Source organism: Bradyrhizobium niftali (assembly GCF_004571025.1).
GTDB classification, from domain to species: Bacteria; Pseudomonadota; Alphaproteobacteria; order Rhizobiales; family Xanthobacteraceae; genus Bradyrhizobium; species Bradyrhizobium niftali.
On the sequence record NZ_SPQT01000035.1, the window covers coordinates 70,365 to 90,556 of the forward strand.

The window sequence follows — 20,192 nt, forward strand, 5'->3', positions numbered from 1 at the left end:
GCGGTTGGTTCCCGCAAATGAACCACAACGCTGAGCCGTCGGCCCGTATGTGGACCGTGCCACAGTCTGTAGCCCCGCGCGCGATTGGCGCTGCCGAATTGCGCGCCACGCGGGAACCGGAATCGGCGAAGACGGCCCATCGATCGGTTGTATTCGCGCCTCCGGAGTCCTATGCGTAGGCCCCATGGACATCCAGATCATCACTGCCGAAAAGCCCCTGATGGCCCGGGCCCGCCCGCGCAAGCCGGCGCCGTTCCTGCCGATGAGCCGCACCGAGATGGACGCGCTCGGCTGGGATGCCTGCGACATCGTGCTGGTGACCGGGGACGCCTATGTCGACCATCCCAGCTTCGGCATGGCGATCATCGGCCGGCTGCTGGAGGCGCAGGGTTTTCGGGTCGGCATCATCGCGCAGCCGGACTGGCACTCGGCCGAGCCGTTCAAGGCGTTAGGCAAGCCAAAGGTTTTTTTCGGCGTCACCGGCGGCAACATGGACTCCATGGTGAACCGTTACACCGCGGACCGCCGCCTGCGCCATGACGACGCCTATACGGCGGGCGGCGAAGGCGGCAAGCGGCCGGACCGCTGCACCATCGTCTACGCCCAGCGCTGCCGCGAGGCGTTCAAGGACGTGCCGGTCGTACTCGGCGGCATCGAGGCCTCGCTGCGCCGGATCGCGCATTACGACTACTGGTCCGACAAGGTGCGCCGCTCGGTGCTGGCCGACGCCAAGGCAGACCTGCTGCTCTACGGCAATGCCGAGCGCGCCGTCGTCGAGGTGGCCAACCGTCTTGCCGCTGGCGAAGCGCCGCGCGAGCTTAGCGATATCAGGGGCGTCGCGCTGTTCCGTCGCGTGCCCGAAGATTACAGCGAACTGCACGCCGACGATCTCGATTCCGCCGATGAGGGCGCAACACGCCAGAAGGGCGCCACCGTCATCCGTCTGCCGGCGCTCGAGCAGGTCGAGCAGGACCGCGAGGCCTATGCGCGCGCGTCACGCGTGCTGCACCGGGAGAGCAATCCCGGCAATGCGCGGCCGCTGGTGCAGCGTCACGGTGATCGCGATCTCTGGCTCAACCCGCCGCCGATCCCGCTGACCAGCGACGAGATGGACGCGGTCTACGACCTGCCCTATGCGCGCGCCCCGCATCCGTCCTACGGCGATGCCAAGATCCCGGCGTGGGACATGATCAAGTTCTCGGTGACGATCATGCGCGGCTGCTTCGGCGGCTGCACCTTCTGCTCGATCACCGAGCATGAGGGCCGCATCATCCAGAACCGCTCGGAAGGCTCGATCCTGCGCGAGATCGAGAAGATCCGCGACAAGACGCCGGGCTTCACCGGCGTGATCTCCGACATCGGCGGCCCGACCGCCAACATGTACCGGATGGCGTGCAAGGACCCCAAGGTCGAGGCCGCGTGCCGGCGGCCGTCCTGCGTCTTCCCGGAGATTTGCCCGAACCTCAACACCTCGCATGACGATCTGATCCGGCTCTATCGCAAGGTGCGCGAGACCAAGGGCATCAAGAAGGTGATGGTCGCCTCCGGCGTGCGCTACGACCTCGCGGTGGAGAGCCCGGAATACATCAAGGAGCTCGTCACCCATCACGTCGGCGGTTACCTGAAGATCGCGCCTGAACATACCGAGCGCGGCCCGCTCGACAAGATGATGAAGCCGGGCATCGGCGCCTACAACCAGTTCAAGCGGATGTTCGATGCCGCCGCCGAGCAGGCCGGCAAGAAATATTACCTGATCCCATACTTCATCGCGGCGCATCCGGGCACGACCGACGAGGACATGATGAACCTCGCGCTCTGGCTCAAGAAGAACCGCTACCGCGCCGACCAGGTGCAGACCTTCCTGCCCTCGCCGATGGCGACTGCAACGGCGATGTACCACACCGGCGTCAATCCGCTGCGCGGCGTGCGCCACGGCGGCAGCGACAAGGTCGAGGCGATCAAGGGCCTGCGCCAGCGCCGCCTGCACAAGGCGTTCCTGCGCTATCACGACCCCGACAACTGGCCGGTGCTGCGCGAAGCGCTGAAGGCGATGGGCCGCGCCGACCTGATCGGCTCGCGTCCCGACCAGCTCGTGCCTGCGCACCAGCCACCCGGCACCGGCAAGGCCGCCGGCACGCGGCGCCCGGTGCGCCCCGGCGGCAAGACGCAGCGGTTCACGACCAAGGGTCTGCGGGTGATGAAGTAGCGGCAGTCGGAATGCGATCAGGTTTCGGCCTGACGCTTGCGTGCCCCCAAAACAAAAATCTCGAAAACAACCCCATGCACAGTAGCCGGCGCTAGCGGGATCAATGGCTTAGGCGGGTTGTGAATCCGCCGCCTTTTGGCTTCCGGCGCTCAGTACTTGGCGACCACTGGTCCGGGCGTGAACTGGTAATTGAAGCCGGCACGCAGGACATGATCGTGGAACTTGACCGTAGTCTCGTTGGCAGTCCCGCCGAAGGAGGTGGCCGACCCCAGATCGAGATAGAGGTATTCGAGTTTTGCTGACCAGTTGCGGTTGAATTTCTTTTCGATGCCGGCCCCTGCGGTCCAGCCCCAGCGAATCTGGCTCTCTGAGACGGTCGCACCGACAACCGTAACCGGCGCTCCGGCGGGAGCGTTGTTACCGTCGAAAAGTTGCCCGGTCAGCGTCGCCTGAGTTCCGAACTTGACCTCTCCGACCGCAAGACCACCGGTCGCATAGAGCAGCAGGCTGGGATCGGCCAAAAGTCCGGCGCGACCGCGGAAGGTTGCAAACCACGGAAAATCAGTGCTGCTGTTGGCAGTGCCGGTAAGGCCAACCGAACCGATCCTGACCGCCGCCAGCGTGTCAATCGAACGGCCGCGCTCGCCGGTGCCTTGAATATCGGCCTCGACACCCAGGACCCATTTCGGATCGACCTGCCAGTTGTAGCCGATCTGACCGCCGCCAAGCCCCCCATCAACGTTCTGTCCGATGCTTACAGCAAGCGGGGTGGTCGGCAGGACCGTGGCGTTGGAGCGGCCCCAACTATAGCCGCCGTTCAACCCCGCATAAAACCCCGTCCAATTGTAGCCGGGATCGACCATCGGCGGCGCCTTGACGGTGGGCCTCGGCGCCAGGTCGGCAGCCATCGCGCCCGTTGCAAGCAGCGACACCGCCGCCGCCATTCCAATCATGATCCGATTCACCAAAAACTCCTCAACACGAACGCCTGAAAGCTGTTGGTGCACTTCACCACTGATATCTGGCGATGCCTTTGCCGGCGTAGCTGCGGGTGACGTTGGAGAACTCACCCTCGAAAGTGCCGGACAGCGAGACGCCGTTCAGCCATTTCAGCTCCGCTGCGCCCGTAAGCAGCGCGGCATCGTGCGCGGATGCCGCGCCGTTCACCACGAAGCTCGCGCCCGGCAGGGTCTGGAAGGTGGCGGAGATCCCGCGATCCGGATTGACGTCGTGCGCCCAGGCCGCACGGCCGCGCAGCGTGAGGATCGCGGTCTCCAGCGCATAGGATCGATCGGTGCGCAGGCCGAGCTCGCCGCGCGCAGCGGTGACGTCCCTGCCGGCATAATTCAGCGCGAAGGTGTTGGCGCCGGAGATCGCCTGCTCGCCATAGCCCGGCAGGTACAAACTGGTGAATTGCGCCGCCGCATACGGCGTGATCCCCATCCAGGGCGTGGCATAGCGATAACCGCCTTCGAGGCGTCCCGACAGCGCGTTGGCCTTGAACCGGGCACGCAGATGGTCGGCACCCGCGATGGTCACCGTGCGATCCGTCGTCACGTCCTGCCAGCCATAGGCGAGCGCACCGGCAACGTAGGCATTGCCCGTGGTGTGGCGCGCGTACACGCCGGCCTGGAACAGGTCGGAGCTTCCGCTGCCGAGCCCATTGGCGACACCAAAACTGGTGCCGCCGCCGCCGAGCGCAAAGCCGACCAGCGTGTTCGGCGATATCTGGTAATCGGCGCCCGCGGCCACGCCGGCGATGCGGCTGGTCGCGGTGTTCGAGCCGACCACCGCATTGCCGTCGGTGGTCTGCGAGCCGCCATAGCCGGCGGCCCACACGCTCCAGCGCTGCGTGAACGAGTCGCCGGCACCATGCGCCTGCCGGCCGATCGCCGCGTAGGCGTCGCGACCCGCGTTCGCGCGTGCGGCGGCGCCATCGTCGGCATATCGCGATGCGCCGCCCGCGGGCGCGGCCGGATCGTTGCGGTTGCCGAAGAACGGATCGAGCAGCGTGTTGAGGAACTGGCCCATGGCGTTGAAGGTGCCTTGCTGGGCGCCGGTGGCGACTTCGCCGGAGGCCTGCGTCAACCCGTTGAGAAGGTTCTGGCCCGTCGCGTTGAACAGCGTGTTGAAGCCGGTCGTCATCGAGCCGCCCGCGAGCAGCGCGTTGTCGATCCCTGCGGCGACATTCTTCTGGTTGATGTTGGCGAAGCCGGGCAGCGACGGCGACAGCAATCCCGGGTCGAGCGTCAGCAGCACGTTGTTGCCCGAGTAGGTGACCCGCGCGTTGCGAGCGTAGGCAGAATTGCTCATCGAGACCGAATCGAACGTCCCGGTCGTGTTCGCCGACGTGAGGATGGTGTAGGTCGTGGTTGCCGAGACGCGGCCGGTCAGATTCACCGCGACGGTGCCGGCGAGGTTCGCCGCGCCCACGACCACGGTCTTGCTGGTGGATGTGCCGGAAACCTGGACCATGTAGGTCGCGGCCGTGGTCAGCACCAGATTGCCTGCGATGGTGAGCGTGCCGATCGAGTTTGTGTTGCCCGGCGCCAGCACGCCACCGCTGATCGTGGTGTCGCCGACCATGCCGATGCCGCCCAGCGTACCGCCGGCATTTACGGTGGTGGTGGAGTTCGCGATCGAGCCGTTCACCGACAGCGTGCCGCCATCGACGGTGGTCGGCCCGGTATAGGTGTTGTTCCCGGTGAGGATCGTGGTGCCCGACAATTGGTTGACGGTGCCGCTGTTGCCGGGCCCACTGTCAACAATGTTCGCCGAGAACAGATAGCTCGCCGACGTATGATTGAAATTGATCGCACCGGTGCCGGCGCCGAACTGGACCGCGGCTGTTGTCAATGTGCCAGGCGCCGCCGCCGCGGAGCCCGGCGCCGCGCCGATGTTGAGCGCGCCGTTCGAGCCGGCGTGATTGGCGATCAAGAACATGCCATTGGCGGAAACCGCGCCGCCATTGGCGATCGTCAACTTGCCAGTGCCTTGGTCACCGATCGAAAGAAACAGCTGATTGGTCCAGGACGATCCCGCGCCGTCGATGGTGACGCTGCCGGTTGAGCCGCCGCTCGCTCCGATCATCGCTTGGAGGTTGATCAAGCTGCCACCATGCGTGACCGCGACCGAGCCGGTGGTATTGAGGCCGACATAGAGGGCACTGACTCCCCATGACGACCCGGCGCCGTCGATCACGGCGGATCCGCTCCCGCCCGAACTCACGCCAATCCCACCAGTGCCGGTCGAGACCGCACCGCCGTTGGAGATCACCAGCGTTCCCGTGCCGGCGAACCCGAGCGCGAGCGTGTTGGCTGTGATCCAGTTCGACCCGGCGCCGTCAACGAGAACTGAACCGGTCGAGCCGGGCCCGAAACCCACAGCCGCGTTGCCGACGGCGACGGCACCGCCATTGGTGATGTTGAGCGTACCGGTTCCGGCCGCACCGATGGCGAAGGTCGCGTTCGAGTTCAGGCCCAGGCCCGAGCCTGCTCCATCGACCAGAATAGTGCCTGTCGCGCCGGCACTGGCGCCGACATTGATGGCCCCGGTGCTCGTCACGATGCCGCCATTCGAAATCGTCAGGACGCCGGTGCCGCCCTCACCCAAGCTCAGCGTGCCGGTGGCCCAGGTCGATCCAGCGCCGTTCACAAGGACCGAGCCGCTCGAACCGCCGTAGTATCCGAGGAAAGCGCTCGTGCTGCTGACGGAGCCGCCATTGGAAACGGTCAGTTGGCCGGTACCGTCGACCCCGACAGTCAACGTTCCCGTAGCCAGCGCTGAGCCCACGCCGTCGATGGTGGCGGTGCCTTGCGCGCCGATTGCGGAGCCCATCTCGATGGTCGTCGCGCTCACTGAGCCGCCCTGCAACACCTGCAGGGTGCCGGTGGAGCCCAATCCGACCACGAGGCTTGCGCCGGCAGCCCAGCTCGATCCGATCCCCGTGACCGTCGCTGCACCCGTGTTGAGATTGCCGACGAGGCTGTTTCCAACCGTGGTGACGCTGGCACCATTCGAAATCGCCAGGGTGCCGGACCCGAGGTCACCCACATACACATCGCCGGAATTGGTCCAGGTTGATCCCGCGCCAGTCACTGTGACGATGCCAGAGGCACTGGCGCCACCGCCGATCGACACGTTGACGTCGGTCACCGCACCGCCGCCCGAGATCCCGAGGCCGCCGGCGCCAAGACGGCCGATGCTGAGATTGGCCGTATTGTTCCAGGCTGAGCCGGCGCCGCTGACGGACACGCTGCCGTTGCTGCCTTGAAGATAGCCGATGTAGCCGTAGGCGTCGTTCAGGATGCCGCCGCTGCCGATGGTAAGGTTGCCTTGGCTTGCGGTACCCACGAATGTCTGCTGCGCGGCGGCCGTTGCGCCGTTGATGACGGTACTATTGGGCGAGGTCGTGTCGATCGTGACCGTGTCTGCCGCGTTCGGCACTGCGGATGTATTCCAATTGCCGGCAGTGAACCAATCGCCCGAGACTGTGCCGAGCCACACCGGCGAGGCCGCACGGGCCGGCGCCAGCGCCATACCCGTCAGCGCGGTCGAACCAATCAGCAACGCCATCAGCGTGGTCGCGCGGGGAGCAAAGCCTCCGCGAACAACAGCCCGGTCCGTACCTGCCTCGGGATTGAATGAAAGACGTGAACCCTTCGGCATGCATGACCTCGTGCGAAACCATTATCGATCCCGATGCGAACACCGGTCAGGCGATCAGTCCCGGCTACATTGCGGGACTGAATCGCACTGAAACTGCGTCTGACATCAGTGAGGTATGCGGCGTTTTCTGTCTTGGAACGCAGCGCCAATCGCTTCACTCGCAGCGCTCTGCGAACGTGTCCGCGGCGCCTTGATGCACAACGGCCACGGGCGGAAACGCCGTCAAAATGGGCTTCCAGCTCAACCGCTGACCGAATCTGCCCGCGTGGCTCGCCGCCCGATAGCGACGCGGTCGAAGCGTAGAGACATCGGCTTCGCCACGATTGGACTCCAGCGCCAATCGTTTAGATTGGCGCGATATCCGCTGGCGCTGGCCTTTCGCTTCGGCAATCCCTGGGTATGGTGCGCTGTCGCAAGCGAAGGGAGTCATGATGGAACGGGCGGGCGCGCCGAATTTCTTCGTCAACCGTTACACGGGCCCGCCGCGTGGACGCGATTACGAGAGATGGCGCGAGGAACTGTACCGGTGCACGCTCCGGGTCGACGTCCAGCCCGGCGCCGGTGACAGCATCGACTGCGAATTGCAGGCCAGTCTGTTGGGGGGCGTCCTGTTAGGTACCTTTAGCGGAACGTCGGCTGAATTCTCGCGCACCCGGGACACACTGAAGGATGGCTACGACGGCATGTGCCTCGTCATCGCCACGTCCGGCCGCGTGCTCATATCTCACGAGGAACATTCGATCGAACTGTCGGAATCGCAAATGTGTCTCGGCGACATGAGCGTGCTCTGTGGCACGCGCATGAGCAACCATAGCAAGATCAAGACCATTCGCATTCCGCGAACCCTGCTGCTGACGATCTGCCCGAAAGCCGAGGACCAGCTGGCGCTGGCTCTTCGCGGACAACCTCCCGTCAGAGAAGCGGTCGCACGCTACCACGCTCTCGCTGCCAATCTCGGTCCGCACACGGACGTGGTCGGCCAGCACCTGATGGCGCAACACATGGTCGATCTCATCGCCCTGTTGCTGGGCACGGACGCCGACCGCACGGAACTGGCGAGCTACAGAGGGCATTCTGCCGCACGGCTCGACCTCATGCGCGCCGACGTCATCGCCAATCTGAGCCGCGGTGATCTGACGATCTATTCGGTCGCCCAGAAGGCCGGCGTCAGCCCACGCAACGCCCAACGGATTTTCGAACAGACCGGAACCACATTCACCGAATTCCTGCTCGAGCAGCGCCTGCTGCTGGTGCGCAAGCTGCTGCTCGATCCACTCAACCGATGGCGCAAGGTCTCCGACCTCGCCCATTCGGCGGGTTTCCCCGACGTGTCCTATTTCAACCGCGTGTTTCGACGGCGGTTCGGCGTCACACCGTCCGACATGCGCGCCGCCTGAGGGCGAGACTCATGTCTCACAGAATTCGCTGTCTTGGAACGGGGCGCCATTCGCTTCACCTGCAGCGCCTTGGGAGCATCGCGGAGCATCGAAACACAGGGAATACCGGTTTCGCCACGATTGGGCTCCCACGCCAATCGTCTAGGTTGGCGCGATATCTGCAGGCCCGGCCTTTCGCCCAGGAAATCTCCGGGTATGGTGAGCTGTCGCAATCGAACGGAGTCTTGATGCAACAAGCGGACGCGCCGAATTTCTTTGTCAACCGTTACACGGGCCCGGCGCACGGGCGCGACTACGAACGATGGCGCGAAGAGTTGTGCCGGCGTACTTTCCGGGTCGACATCCAGCCGGGCGCCGGCGACACCATCGACTGCAAATTGCAGGTCAGCCTGCTGGGCGGCGTCATGATGGCTGTCGCCAGCGGATCATCGGCTGAAATCTCGCGCACGCGCGAAACCCTGAAGGACGGTTACGACGGCCTGTCCCTCGTCATCGCCACGTCCGGCCGCATACTCCTGCGGCATGAGGAACATTCGATCGAGCTGTCGGAATCGCAAATGGGTCTCGGCGACATGAGCGTGCTCTGCGGCACGCGCATGAGCAACAATTGCGAGGCCAAGGCCATACGCATTCCGCGATCCCTGCTCCTGACGATCTGCCCCAAGGCCGAGGACCGGCTGGGGATGGTTCTTGGCGGTCAAGCTCCCATAAGAGAAGCGATTCTACGCTACCACGCACTTGCCGCCAATGTTGGCCCACACACGGACGTGGTCGGCCAGCACCTGATGGCGCAGCACATGGTCGATCTCATCGCCCTGTTGCTGGGGACGGACGCCGACCGCACGGAATTGGCAAACAGCAGAGGGCATTCCGCCGCACGGCTCGACCTCCTGCGCGCCGACGTCATCGCCAATCTGAGCCGAAATGATCTGACCATCTATTCGGTCGCCCAGAAGGCCGGCCTAAGTCCGCGCCACGCCCAGCGAATGTTCGAACAGACGGGAACCACGTTCACCGAATTCCTGCTCGAACAACGCCTGCTGCTCGTGCGCAAGCTGCTGCTCGATCCACTCAACCGATGGCGCAAGGTCTCCGACCTCGCCCATTCGGCGGGTTTTCCCGACGTGTCCTATTTCAACCGCGTGTTTCGACGGCGGTTCGGCGTCACGCCGTCCGACATGCGCTCTGCTTGAGGGCGACGACGCGCGCGGCTGGGTTGCCTACGCCTGATGCGGCCCATGAGACAAAGCACGAGCGTCACCGATCCACCGGCACGCCCGGTCCGAGATGATACCTGCTGGAAAAGAACACCAGCGGCGTGGTGTCGCTGTAATCGCAACTCGAGACTTCGGCGATGATCAGCGTGTGGTCGCTGACGTCGACGTGGCGTGTGACCTCGCAGGCGAAATAGGCCATGCATCCGGACAAGCGCGGCAGGCCGTCGATGATGTCGTAATCCGGCACCGCGCCGGTGTTCGGCTGGCTCGCGAAATGCCGCGACAGGTCCCGGCCGTGCTCGGGGAGGACGTTGACGCAGTAGCGTCCGGTCGCCGTGATCGCGCGGTGCATCCGGCCGGGCATGACCGAGACCAGCACGGTCGGCGGCGACAGGCTGACGGTGACAAAGCTGTTCGCGGTCATGCCGCAGACGCGGCCGTGCTCGTCCAGCGCGGTCAGCACCGCGACGCCGGTCGCGAAGCGCGACGCGGCTTCGCGGAATGATGCGGGATTGACGCGCGGCATCTCACTCCTCGCCCGCATCGATCCTCACGCAATCGCCCTGACGGGCTCTGATGGTGCCGACATGCGTTCGATCCAGGACTGGATGCGCTGCGGCGTGGCGATGCGGTCCCACTGCCTGTCGGGATAATTGAAGTTCTCGGTGAACTCGTTCGCCAGCGCCGGATTCTGGCTCATCGCGCCGATCAGCATGCCCAGCGCTTCCGTCGGCGGCTGCAGCATCACGTTGGTCCAGCGCGAGGCCGCCAGCACGCGGTCCTGCCGCTTCAGGTCGATCTTCTCGCACAGGCGCGCGTCGAGCGCATCGGCGTTGACGATCTCCTCGCCGAGCACGAACGCCGCATAGGAGGCGACATTGGCGCCCTGCCCCATCATGGGATCGACGATCGCATGAACGTCGCCGAGCGCGATCGCGCATTTGCCGTCGTCGAATTCGACCACCGTGTTGCGCACCGTCGGGACCACGCCGCCTTGCAGCAGGTCCTGCGGCTGCGCGAGATCGAAGCGCGCGGTGTCGATGCGATCGTAGGTGGTCGGGTGATGCTTCTCCAGCTTGCCCAGGAGCACCTTCAAGAAGTGCTTCGGGTTGTCGTCGTAGCTGAGCGTCGCCAGCTCCTCCATGTCGCCGCCGGGCACGTTCTCCATCAGCAGCGCGTTGGCGATGCCGCCGAAGGTGATGGTCGGGATCACGATCATCTCGCCATGTCCTGGTGACACCGAGAGCGTGACGTTCATGGGATCGGGCTGCCGCACACCGGTGTAGAGCCCGACGCACAGCCGGCGTTGCGGCTGCGAATAGGGCGTGTGCTCCGGCCTGTAAGCAAAGAGCTGGCCCAACGGCCCCTTGCCGGTCGAGACGACCAGGAGATCGAAGCGCGCGACCAGCGGACGGATGTCGCGCTCCTCGATGCGGCGGTATTCGATCCTGCCGCCGCGCTTCATGAAGTCCTGCATCAGCTCGGGGAGATATATCCGGTAGTCGACGGCGCGGCTCGGCTTCGAGAAATCACCGCGAAAGCTCAGCGGCTGCGGAAAATTGAAGACATGATCGTGGTAGTAATAATGGTCCTTCGGATCGGCCCAGTGATTGACGCCGAGATAGTCCTCGCGCGCGATCGTCACGTGGTGGTGCGCGACGGTGTTGAGCAGCCGGATGTTGCGATAATCCTCCGGCGGCCGGTCGGTGATCACGGTGGCGTCCACGCCATGCTTCTGCAGGTAAAGCGCGAGATGCAGGCCGGCGATTCCGGCGCCGACAATTCCAATGTTGCGTGCCATGTCGTCCCCTCCCCTGTTTCCTTGCCCTGCGATTGCTTGTTTTGAGGAAGCCTAGCGGCCCGCCGCCTTGCCCACTACGGAATAAATGGGATATAATTTATTCCAGATCGGAATGAATTATGGACCGGATCGATTGCCTGCGCGCTTTCGTGCGCACCCTCGAGGGTGGCAGCTTCTCGGCTGCGGCCAAGGAACTCGGCATCGGCCAGCCCGCGATCAGCAAGCGCATCGCGATGCTGGAGAGCGAATTCGGCACGCAGCTGTTTTCGCGTACGACGCGCACGCTGAAGCCGACGGCCGAGGCGCACCGGATCTACGATCTCGCGCGGCAGATCCTCGACAGCTTCGACATGGCGCGGTCGAGTGTCGAACAGGCGGCGCCCCGCCCGACCGGCACGCTCCGGATCGGCCTGCCGTCGTCGTTCGGGCGGCGCTACATGATGCCTGTGATCGCCGAATATGTGCGGAATTATCCGGAAGTTCGGGTCGACATTCGCTTCAGCGAGCGGTTCGTCAATCTGGTGGAAGAAGGTATCGAGCTTGCGCTGAGGATTGGAAATCTGGAGGCGAGCACGCTCGTCGCCCGCCGGCTCGGCACCGTGCAGCGCTACCTGGTGGCGACACCGACCTATCTGCACGGCCGCCCGCTGCCGCGGACGCCGGACGATCTCGGCTCGCATCAGTGCATCGTCTATTCGCGGATGTCGCCGGCGCAGCAATGGGCCTTCGACTCCGAGCATGGCCGTCACGTCGCATCCATCAACGGACCCATTCACGTCGACGATGCCGATGCGATGCAGGAGGCGACGATGCATCATCTCGGCATCGCCATCCTGCCCGAGTGGAATGCAGCGGAGGGTCTTCGCAGCGGCGAGCTCGAGCATGTGCTGCCGGACTACACGATTGCCGCACTGCCCCTGCATGCGGTCTATCCGGAGACGCAGTGGATGTCGCTCCGCGCGCGAAGCTTCCTGGATCTCCTGGTCGAACGCGCCGAGCATTTTGCGCCAGCCCCGTCGCATACCCGCACCGCCGGCGCAGGCGGTTGAGGCCGCCCCTGCCCGCCCAACGTCATGCCAGCTAACAAGGGCAGCCTTTGACCCGCAACGGACATCGGCGACAAGGGTCGTGCCCGTTTTGGGCGACACAGCATAAGCGGTTCGATCAACGACCTAATTTGCATAGCGCGAGTACAAGAATTCGGCCCAGAAGGCCGTTAAAGGTCCCACCTCTGTCCAAGCAACGGAGTTGATCTGGATCAAAGTGCGGTCTGCTCATGCGACCATTGTTCTTGTTTCTATCGAAATGCGCGACCCGATTTTCTGCAAAGAACTCCGACCGGGGGTTTCGTCGTGAAAATCAGTCACAGCCTGTTTGCGAGCGTTGGTCTTCTCGCCCTTAGTTGTACCTCGGCATTGGCCCAACAGATCACTGGTGTCCCAGGCGCGCCCAGCGCCACCACCACGCTCGACGGGAAACAACTTCCGCCGCCCGATCCGAAATTTGGCGGGGTGATCAAGGAGAAAGCCTCGGAGTCGACGTCCTGGTGGGCCCCGCGCGTCGTGCCACCAAAGGGCGCGCCCAACGTGCTGCTCATCATGACGGATGACCAGGGCTTCGGTGCACCAAGCACCTTTGGCGGCGTCATACCCACGCCTGCCATGGATCGCATCGCAAACGCCGGCCTGCGCTACACGAATTTTCACTCGACCGCGCTCTGCTCGCCGACGCGGGCGGCACTTATCACGGGACGCAACCATCACTCGGTCGGCTACGGGGTGGTCGGCGAAGTTTCGACGGGTTTCCCGGGCTACGACTCGATCATCCCGATCGAGAAAGGTACGATCGGCACCACCCTAAAAGCGAACGGGTACGCAACTTCGTGGTTCGGCAAGGACCACAACACGCCCTCGTACCAGTCGAGCCAAGCCGGGCCGTTCAATCAGTGGCCGAACGGCATGGGCTTCGATTATTTCTACGGTTTTGTCGGCGGCGACGCCAGCCAATGGCAACCGAACCTGTTCCGCAACACGACGGCCATCTATCCATTCGAGGGTAATCCCAAGTGGAATATGGAAACGGCGATGGCGGACGATGCCATCCAGTACATGAAGCAGCTCAAGGAGCTTGCGCCCGACCAACCGTTCTTTGTCTATTACGTACCAGGCGCCACCCATGCGCCGCATCATCCGACGCCGGAATGGATCAAGAAGATCAGCGACATGCACCTGTTCGACGACGGCTGGAACAAAGTGCGTGAGACTATCTTCGCCAACCAGAAGCGATTGGGCATCATGCCCGAAAACGCCAAGCTGACGCCCTGGCGGAAGGGCTTGCCGGAGTGGGATTCGCTCAGTTGGGACGAAAAGAAGCTCTTCATCAAGCAAGCAGACGTCTACGGGGCCTACCTCGCTTACGCTGACAATGAGATCGGTCGCGTCATCCAGGCTGTCGAAGACCTCGGCCAGCTCGACAACACCCTGATCATCTATATCGGCGGCGACAATGGCGCGAGCGCTGAAGGCATGGTCAACGGCACACCAAACGAGTTCACCACATTCAATGGTGTTCCTGTGCCGGTGAAAGACCAGTTTCTCTGGTATCCGTTCTGGGGATCAGATCGGACATTCCCACATTTCGCGGCCGGCTGGTCGTGGGCGATGGACACTCCGTTCAAGTGGACGAAGCAGGTCGCATCGCACTTCGGTGGCACGGCCCAAGGCGTCGCCATGTCGTGGCCCGGCCATATCAACGATGTGGGTGGCATCCGCCGCCAATTCCATCATGTCATCGACATCGTGCCGACCATCTTCGAGGCAACCGGCATTCCACAACCCGATACGGTCAACGGCATCAAGCAGATCCCCATCGAAGGGGTCAGCATGGCGTACACATGGGACAAGGCGAACGCTAGCGCAACGACCAAGCACACTACCCAATATTTCGAGATGCTCGGCAATCGCGCCATCTATAGCGACGGGTGGGTGGCGGCCACGACGCCGGCGACGCTTCCGTGGGAGCTGAGCAGCGCCGCGCCTCCGGATGTGATCACCGGCTACACTTGGGAGCTCTACAACGTCCAGGAGGATCCGACCCAGTTCAATGATCTGGCCGCCAAGATGCCGGACAAGCTCAAGCAGCTCCAGGACCTGTTCTACTGCGAGGCAAAGAAGTACAACGTGCTGCCGCTCGATAATTCCACGCTATCGAGGTGGAATGCACCGCGCCCGAACCTCACGGCGGGACGAACGGTCTTCACCTATTCGGGCGAACTAAGTGGTGTGCCCGCAAGCGCGGCCCCGAGCATTCTGGGCAAGTCCTATACCATCACTGCCGAGGTCACGATCCCCGAGGAGGGTCGTGCGGAAGGCATGATCGTCACCGAGGGTGGACGCTTCGGCGGTTACGGCCTGTTCCTGAGCAAGGGCGACTTGGGCATCGGCCGTGGCAAGGTGGTGTTTCTCTATAACCTGCTCGATCTCAAGCGCACTATGTGGGAAGGGCCGGAATTGGGCGCCGGCAAGCACACCATCGTCTTCGACTTCAAATGCGACGGTCCAGGTTTGGGCAAGGGCGGGACCGGCGTGCTCTCCGTGGACGGAAAGGAAGTCGCCAAGAAATCCATGGAGAACACCATTCCCGTCACCTTCCCGGAGGACGAAACCTTCGATGTCGGTCTGGATACCCGCTCTGGTGTCGCGATGGTCGAGTACCGCTATGACCCGCCGTTCAAGTTCACCGGCAAGATCGACAAGCTGACCTTTAAACTCGAACCCTTTACGCCGGAGCAGGAGGCTAAAGCCAAGCCTTAACAGCCTCGCAACGGTATGGCGGAACGATGAAGAATGCGCTGACTTTCGCCGCTATCGCCGAAGCCGCTACTGGATTGGCGTTGCTGATCGTTCCGTCGCTGGTTGTGCAATTGTTGCTGCGTGAACAGCTTACGGGCGTCGCAATACCAGTTGCTCGCGTTGCAGGCATCGCCCTGGTCGGTTTAGGAATCGCGTGCTGGCCAGGTCCTCCGCTCGTCGGAATGCTGACCTACAACGCACTGGTCACGCTGTTTCTTGCCTACCTCGGTTTCGCAGGCGGTTTGACCGGTGTCCTGCTGTGGCCGGTGGTTGTTCTTCACTTTATCCTGACTGTGCTTCTCACTCGCGAATTCACGCGAATCCGACGTGACTAATGTCCGCGTTTCGCCCTTCGCGACATACTGCCCTGCCGCACGAACTTGGTCGCTATAGGAGCAAAGCGGACGTGGTCACCAGTCACATGACGCCGGCGGGTTTATAGGTACACAGCCTAACCGCTACAGCGCGGGACGCTAGGTGACACGGAACAATCTCCTTGCCCGGCCGATGATTGACTTAAGCGTCGGCATTATCGGCACGTGCGGGAGCATCACCGACGTTAACCCTGTCGGCAAATGATTCGTCGCAAGTCGGCAGCCGTCGACAAGTTGCCTCATTGGCGCGGAGAATTTTCAGCGGCACGAATCTGGGTCAGAGGCGCATTATGCTGAGAATGGCGTTGTTGGGCCTGCTCATCCTGTTGAGTGTAGGAATGCTGTCGGCAATGGAGCTGAGAGCGCCACCGCGTCGCGCGGCCGCGATCGTGCAGCCGCTTGCCGAGCAAGACGCGGGCACTTCTGCTTCACACGACGCCCTGGCGAAGGCTGACCGCCTTGACGTGGCCGCCGTGAGCAGCGCGATGCCGACACAGACTGCTTCGGTGGAAGACCGCGTTGCTCCGCCAGAAGACGCCCATATTGGCTCGTCCGAGCCGGAGCCGATCGTCCGTCATCGGCACAATCCGAAAAAGATCGCGACCGCTGAACGTCCCAGGCCGAAGGCACCCGTTGTCAAGCGAACTGCCAACTTCCAGCGCTCAAAGGCCGCAAGCAATGCGGAGCCCTGTCGGCTCAAGGCGTTTGGTGGCTTGCGCAAGGCATTGAATTTGACCGGTTGCGACATCTGAGGACGCTTCTCGGCGTGGCCGATTGAAGTTGAGCGATCTGAGTTCGTGGCCCGCTATCGGGCAGCAGTCCAAACCGCGCCTAATCTGCTTTCCCCCAAAGAGGGCTTACGGGTGCACACCCCGTATTGCCATCTTTCCTCCGATCGACGTCTCGCAAACCCTTCCAATCATCCATATGTTGCCCGCATGAAAAAGATCGGATTTCTGTCCTTCGGACACTGGACGCCCTCGCCGCAATCGCAGACCCGCTCGGCGGCGGACACGCTGCTGCAATCGATCGAGCTGGCCGTCGCGGCCGAACAGCTCGGCGCGGACGGCGCCTATTTCCGCGTGCATCACTTCGCGCGCCAGTTGGCTTCGCCCTTTCCCCTGCTGGCCGCGGTCGGCGCTAGGACCAGCAAGATCGAGATCGGCACCGCCGTGATCGACATGCGCTATGAGAACCCACTCTACATGGTGGAGGACGCCGGCTCCGCCGATCTCATCGCCGGCGGCCGGCTCCAGCTCGGCATCAGCCGCGGCTCGCCCGAGCAGGTGATCGACGGCTGGCGCTATTTCGGTTATCGGCCGGCCGAGGGCCAGAGCGACGCCGACATGGGCCGCCGCCACGCGGAAGTCTTTCTCGATCTCCTGCGCGGCGAAGGCTTCGCGGAGCCCAATCCGCAGCCGATGTTTCCGAACCCGCCGGGGCTGCTGCGCCTCGAGCCGCATGCGCAGGGCTTGCGTGAGCGGATCTGGTGGGGCGCCGGCTCCAACGCCACCGCGGTGTGGGCCGCGAAGCTCGGCATGAACCTGCAGAGCTCGACGCTGAAGAACGACGAGACCGGCGAAGCTTTTCACGTGCAACAAGCCGCCCAGATCCGCGCCTATCGCGCCGCATGGAAAGAAGCCGGCCACACTCGCGAACCGCGCGTGTCCGTCAGCCGCAGCATCTTCGCGCTGATGAACGATCGCGACCGCGCCTATTTCGGCGGCGAGCGCGGCGGCGAAGACCAGATCGGCTTCATCGACCCGCAGACACGGGCGATCTTCGGCCGCTCCTATGCTGCCGAACCTGATGTGCTGATCGAGCAGCTGCGGCAAGACGAGGCGATCGCCGAGGCCGATACGTTGCTGCTGACCATTCCTAATCAGCTCGGTGTGGCCTACTGCGCGCATGCGATCGAGGCGATCTTGACGCACGTCGCTCCAGCGCTTGGGTGGCGCTGAGAGATGCCAGGCGTTGGAACTTCGTCGCATCGCTCGCAGACCGACGAACGGACGCCATGACACGCGACCTGCCAGGACGCTGCTCCGCCGTCTTCTCGCCCCCATTGTCATTCAGGGAGTAGGCGGGGCGGCGCTATGGTGGGCATAGTTCCCAAAGGTTCCGCGTGATCGTCCGACATCTTTCACAACGCGACTCTCATCATTCTCCTTCGCGCCGCGCGCTCCTGCGCGGGCTTGTCTCGGCAGGCAGTGCTCTCGCGCTGGGCGGATGCGCAGGCTTGGGCGCGACCGGCGCGCGCTACGACGCGTCGTCCCTTTCCGCTGATCCCACACTGCTCGTCGCCACCACACGAAAGCCCGTGAAGGGCGGCCGCACGAAACCCTGGTTCGGGCCTGAGCGCGCGACCGCAATGACGGTCGCGCGAGCAAGGCTGGTGGCGCCGGACGAGAGCCGACTTTCCCTCGCCTCGGTCGGACTGGGCGATTGGCGCCTTGATCAGGTCGAACCGGTGCAAACCGAAATTGGCGATCTCCTTGCGCAGGGCGGCACGGGAGGAGACGTGCTGATCTATGTGCACGGCTTCAAGCAGACATTCGAGACGGCCGCGCTCGACGCCGCCCATCTCTCCGATGGGATCAAGTTCCGCGGCCGGACCATGGTGTTCTCCTGGCCCTCCAAGGCAGGATTGTTCGACTATGCCTATGACCGGGACAGTGCGATGTGGTCCCGCGACGATTTCGAACGCGTGCTCTCTTCCCTGGTGTCGACGTCAGGCGGCGGCCGCGTGCACATCGTTGCGCACAGCATGGGGACCATGCTGACGCTCGAGAGCCTGCGTCAGCTCTATGCGCGATACGGCGACACTGTCACGAGCAGGATCGGGACGGTCGTGTTTGCCGCACCCGACATCGACATGGACGTGTTCACGTCGGCGATCCACCGCATCGGTCCGCTTGCCGGCAAGATCACCGTGATCGCCGCGACGAACGATCGCGCTCTGGCGCTGTCGGGACAAATCGCGGGTGGAATGACCAGGGTCGGCGCCGCCGAGAAGGCTGTCATCCAGCGGCTCGGCGTGCGCGTGGTCGATGCTTCCCAGGAAGGCTGGAGCATCATCAATCACGATCTGTTTCTATCGAGCGCGGAAGTGCAGCGGGAGATCCGCCGTTCGATCGACAGTACGGCCGCGTAAGAACGTGCACTTGCGGCGCATTGTAGACTTCTCGATGGACGCGGGGCGCAGCGATGCCGCGCCTGCGCTTGGGTGGCGGTGAGGCGGCCAACCTCCACGATGTCAGAACAAGGCGGCCTTCAGGGCCTTTCCGTAGATCATCGCGGCCACGAGGGAGAGCAGCAGGCCCGCACCCGAGAAGATCATGATGATTTTCAGAGTTTCGACAGCGACGTTGATTCTCGTCGCACGGGATATCGCCCTTGCCAGTGCAGCCATCATCGCCAGCTCCGAACCAGGCCGCTCGTAGGCGAGGCCTAAGTTGATCTAGCGCCATTGGCCGCATTTGCGTGTGAAGCAGATTACAGGTGATCTGGCCGGCTGCGCCGCCGCAATCGATCTTCAACCGAAATCAGGCTGCCGCCCGTTTCGTTGCGCCTCGCGCGTGTTCAAAGGCCGGGGCCAGACGGTCGGGCGCGTCGGGCGCGAGCGGAACGCGTTCGTTCACGGCGACCTCGACCCGATTGCGGCCAAGCGCCTTCGCCGTGTAGAGCGCCTTGAGCGCGCCGAGCAGCACCATGACTGCCAGCATCAGCACGTAGATGGTCAGTATGTCGAGCAGCGGCATGGTTCCCACCCGGTCGCTCGCCTATACCAAGACACCGCTACGATTTGCTTTCGATGATTGGTAAACGTCGTCGTAACGTTCCGGGACTTCAATGCCGCATTCGCCCGCCGCGCCCGGTCACTCGAAATAGATGAATTCGTAATCGCCGGTGTAGCCGAGCTTTCCGTAGAGCCAGATCCATTCGGAGGTGTGCAGGATGGACTCCGCCGTCAGCGCCCAGCATTCGAGATTGTGCAGCTCGGCAACGTTCCGGTAGCCCTCGACCATGACGAATTTGTTCTTGCCGACCCGCTCGATCTCCTTGAGCGCGGCATCGAGCTCGTAGAGCCTGAGATTGTGCAGGGTGCCGAGCGAGATGACGAGGTCGAAACTGTCGTCGCCATAGGGATAGGCGTCCTGGGCGCGATGATTGAACAAATACGGCCGCACCTGCTCGTGCGAACTCGCAAGACCGTGTTTGGAGATATCGAAGCCGGCCACCTTCAAGCCCGGCAGGATCTTTTGCATCTCGTACAGCAGGAAGCCCTTGCCGCAGCCGACGTCGAGCACGCTGGAGCCATCCTTCAGGCCATAGGTCTCGATCAGCGCCCTGGCGACCGGCGCCCAGCGCCCTTCGATGAAGCGGTAGCCGCCATAGCCGAAGCGACGATCGCCATCCCAGTAATCGAACTCGTATTCCCGCGCCTTCAGCGAGCAGCCGATCTTGTCGTCGTTCATGCGCCCCATGTAGTCGCGCTTGGTCGCGCTATGCAGTGGCGTCACAATATTCAGTAGTCGTCCCATTGAGCCCTCGGATTTCAACACGCGCTGAGATTGTCTTGACCGGCCTGGGGAGCCCAGCGTCGTGACCTGCGACTCGACCTAGCATTTGTGCTGACGATCGTCATTGTTTCAAATTAATGATCGTGCGGCGACGT

At 63.4% G+C, this 20,192-nt stretch carries 16 protein-coding genes; 9 read left to right on the forward strand and 7 right to left on the reverse strand.

Features of this window, described 5'->3' with window-relative positions:
• Nucleotides 1-184: 184 nt before the first annotated feature.
• Nucleotides 185-2,206, forward strand: coding sequence for a YgiQ family radical SAM protein (locus E4K65_RS39955; protein WP_135178770.1), 2,022 nt, complete (start codon nt 185-187; stop codon nt 2,204-2,206).
• A 149-nt stretch (nt 2,207-2,355) separates the two neighbouring features.
• On the opposite strand, the gene E4K65_RS39960 is transcribed toward E4K65_RS39955, so the two are convergent.
• Both E4K65_RS39960 and E4K65_RS39965 read right to left on the reverse strand, forming a co-directional pair.
• The gene (locus E4K65_RS39960) at nt 2,356-3,171 is read right to left on the reverse strand and encodes an outer membrane protein (RefSeq protein WP_135178771.1); all 816 of its coding nucleotides are present in this window, start codon (nt 3,169-3,171) and stop codon (nt 2,356-2,358) included.
• 43 nt (nt 3,172-3,214) lie between these two features.
• Nucleotides 3,215-6,781, reverse strand: coding sequence for an autotransporter domain-containing protein (locus tag E4K65_RS39965; protein WP_167771533.1), 3,567 nt, complete (start codon nt 6,779-6,781; stop codon nt 3,215-3,217).
• Between the two features lie 416 nt (nt 6,782-7,197).
• Here E4K65_RS39965 and E4K65_RS39970 point away from each other — a divergent pair, with 416 nt between their 5' ends.
• Both E4K65_RS39970 and E4K65_RS39975 read left to right on the forward strand, forming a co-directional pair.
• Nucleotides 7,198-8,271 (forward strand): AraC family transcriptional regulator, encoded by a 1,074-nt coding sequence (locus tag E4K65_RS39970; RefSeq protein ID WP_235885931.1) that lies wholly within the window; start codon nt 7,198-7,200, stop codon nt 8,269-8,271.
• Nucleotides 8,272-8,417: 146 nt separating this feature from the next.
• Nucleotides 8,418-9,464, forward strand: coding sequence for an AraC family transcriptional regulator (locus tag E4K65_RS39975; protein WP_235885932.1), 1,047 nt, complete (start codon nt 8,418-8,420; stop codon nt 9,462-9,464).
• A 64-nt stretch (nt 9,465-9,528) separates the two neighbouring features.
• Here E4K65_RS39975 and styB read toward each other — a convergent pair whose 3' ends face one another.
• Both styB and styA read right to left on the reverse strand, forming a co-directional pair.
• Entirely contained in the window at nt 9,529-10,014 is a 486-nt protein-coding gene (gene styB / locus E4K65_RS39980) for a styrene monooxygenase NADH-dependent flavin reductase subunit StyB (RefSeq protein ID WP_135178773.1), read from the reverse strand.
• A gap of 24 nt (nt 10,015-10,038) precedes the next feature.
• Nucleotides 10,039-11,289: a styrene monooxygenase subunit StyA gene (gene styA / locus E4K65_RS39985; protein ID WP_135178774.1), complete on the reverse strand. Its 1,251-nt coding sequence runs from the start codon at nt 11,287-11,289 to the stop codon at nt 10,039-10,041.
• Nucleotides 11,290-11,408: 119 nt separating this feature from the next.
• On the opposite strand from styA, the gene E4K65_RS39990 reads away from it, so the two are divergent.
• The 6 genes from E4K65_RS39990 (at nt 11,409) to E4K65_RS40015 (ending at nt 18,668) form a co-directional block, all read left to right on the forward strand.
• A complete protein-coding gene (locus E4K65_RS39990) occupies nt 11,409-12,338 on the forward strand; it encodes a LysR family transcriptional regulator (protein ID WP_135178775.1) in 930 nt (309 codons plus the stop codon).
• A 309-nt stretch (nt 12,339-12,647) separates the two neighbouring features.
• Nucleotides 12,648-15,101, forward strand: coding sequence for an arylsulfatase (locus E4K65_RS39995; protein WP_430649051.1), 2,454 nt, complete (start codon nt 12,648-12,650; stop codon nt 15,099-15,101).
• 26 nt (nt 15,102-15,127) lie between these two features.
• The gene (locus E4K65_RS40000) at nt 15,128-15,475 is read left to right on the forward strand and encodes a hypothetical protein (RefSeq protein WP_135178776.1); all 348 of its coding nucleotides are present in this window, start codon (nt 15,128-15,130) and stop codon (nt 15,473-15,475) included.
• A 329-nt stretch (nt 15,476-15,804) separates the two neighbouring features.
• On the forward strand, nt 15,805-16,266 hold the full coding sequence (locus E4K65_RS40005; protein ID WP_135178777.1) for a hypothetical protein: 462 nt from the start codon (nt 15,805-15,807) through the stop codon (nt 16,264-16,266).
• 186 nt (nt 16,267-16,452) lie between these two features.
• Entirely contained in the window at nt 16,453-17,475 is a 1,023-nt protein-coding gene (locus tag E4K65_RS40010; protein ID WP_135178778.1) for an LLM class flavin-dependent oxidoreductase, read from the forward strand.
• A 164-nt stretch (nt 17,476-17,639) separates the two neighbouring features.
• Nucleotides 17,640-18,668 (forward strand): alpha/beta hydrolase, encoded by a 1,029-nt coding sequence (locus E4K65_RS40015; RefSeq protein ID WP_135178779.1) that lies wholly within the window; start codon nt 17,640-17,642, stop codon nt 18,666-18,668.
• Between the two features lie 102 nt (nt 18,669-18,770).
• On the opposite strand, the gene E4K65_RS47890 is transcribed toward E4K65_RS40015, so the two are convergent.
• The 3 genes from E4K65_RS47890 to E4K65_RS40025 all read right to left on the reverse strand — a co-directional run bounded on the left by E4K65_RS47890 (nt 18,771) and on the right by E4K65_RS40025 (nt 20,058).
• Nucleotides 18,771-18,929 (reverse strand): hypothetical protein, encoded by a 159-nt coding sequence (locus E4K65_RS47890; protein ID WP_167771535.1) that lies wholly within the window; start codon nt 18,927-18,929, stop codon nt 18,771-18,773.
• Between the two features lie 130 nt (nt 18,930-19,059).
• Nucleotides 19,060-19,275: a hypothetical protein gene (locus E4K65_RS40020; RefSeq protein ID WP_135178780.1), complete on the reverse strand. Its 216-nt coding sequence runs from the start codon at nt 19,273-19,275 to the stop codon at nt 19,060-19,062.
• A 117-nt stretch (nt 19,276-19,392) separates the two neighbouring features.
• On the reverse strand, nt 19,393-20,058 hold the full coding sequence (locus E4K65_RS40025; RefSeq protein WP_167771536.1) for a class I SAM-dependent methyltransferase: 666 nt from the start codon (nt 20,056-20,058) through the stop codon (nt 19,393-19,395).
• Nucleotides 20,059-20,192: the final 134 nt, after the last annotated feature.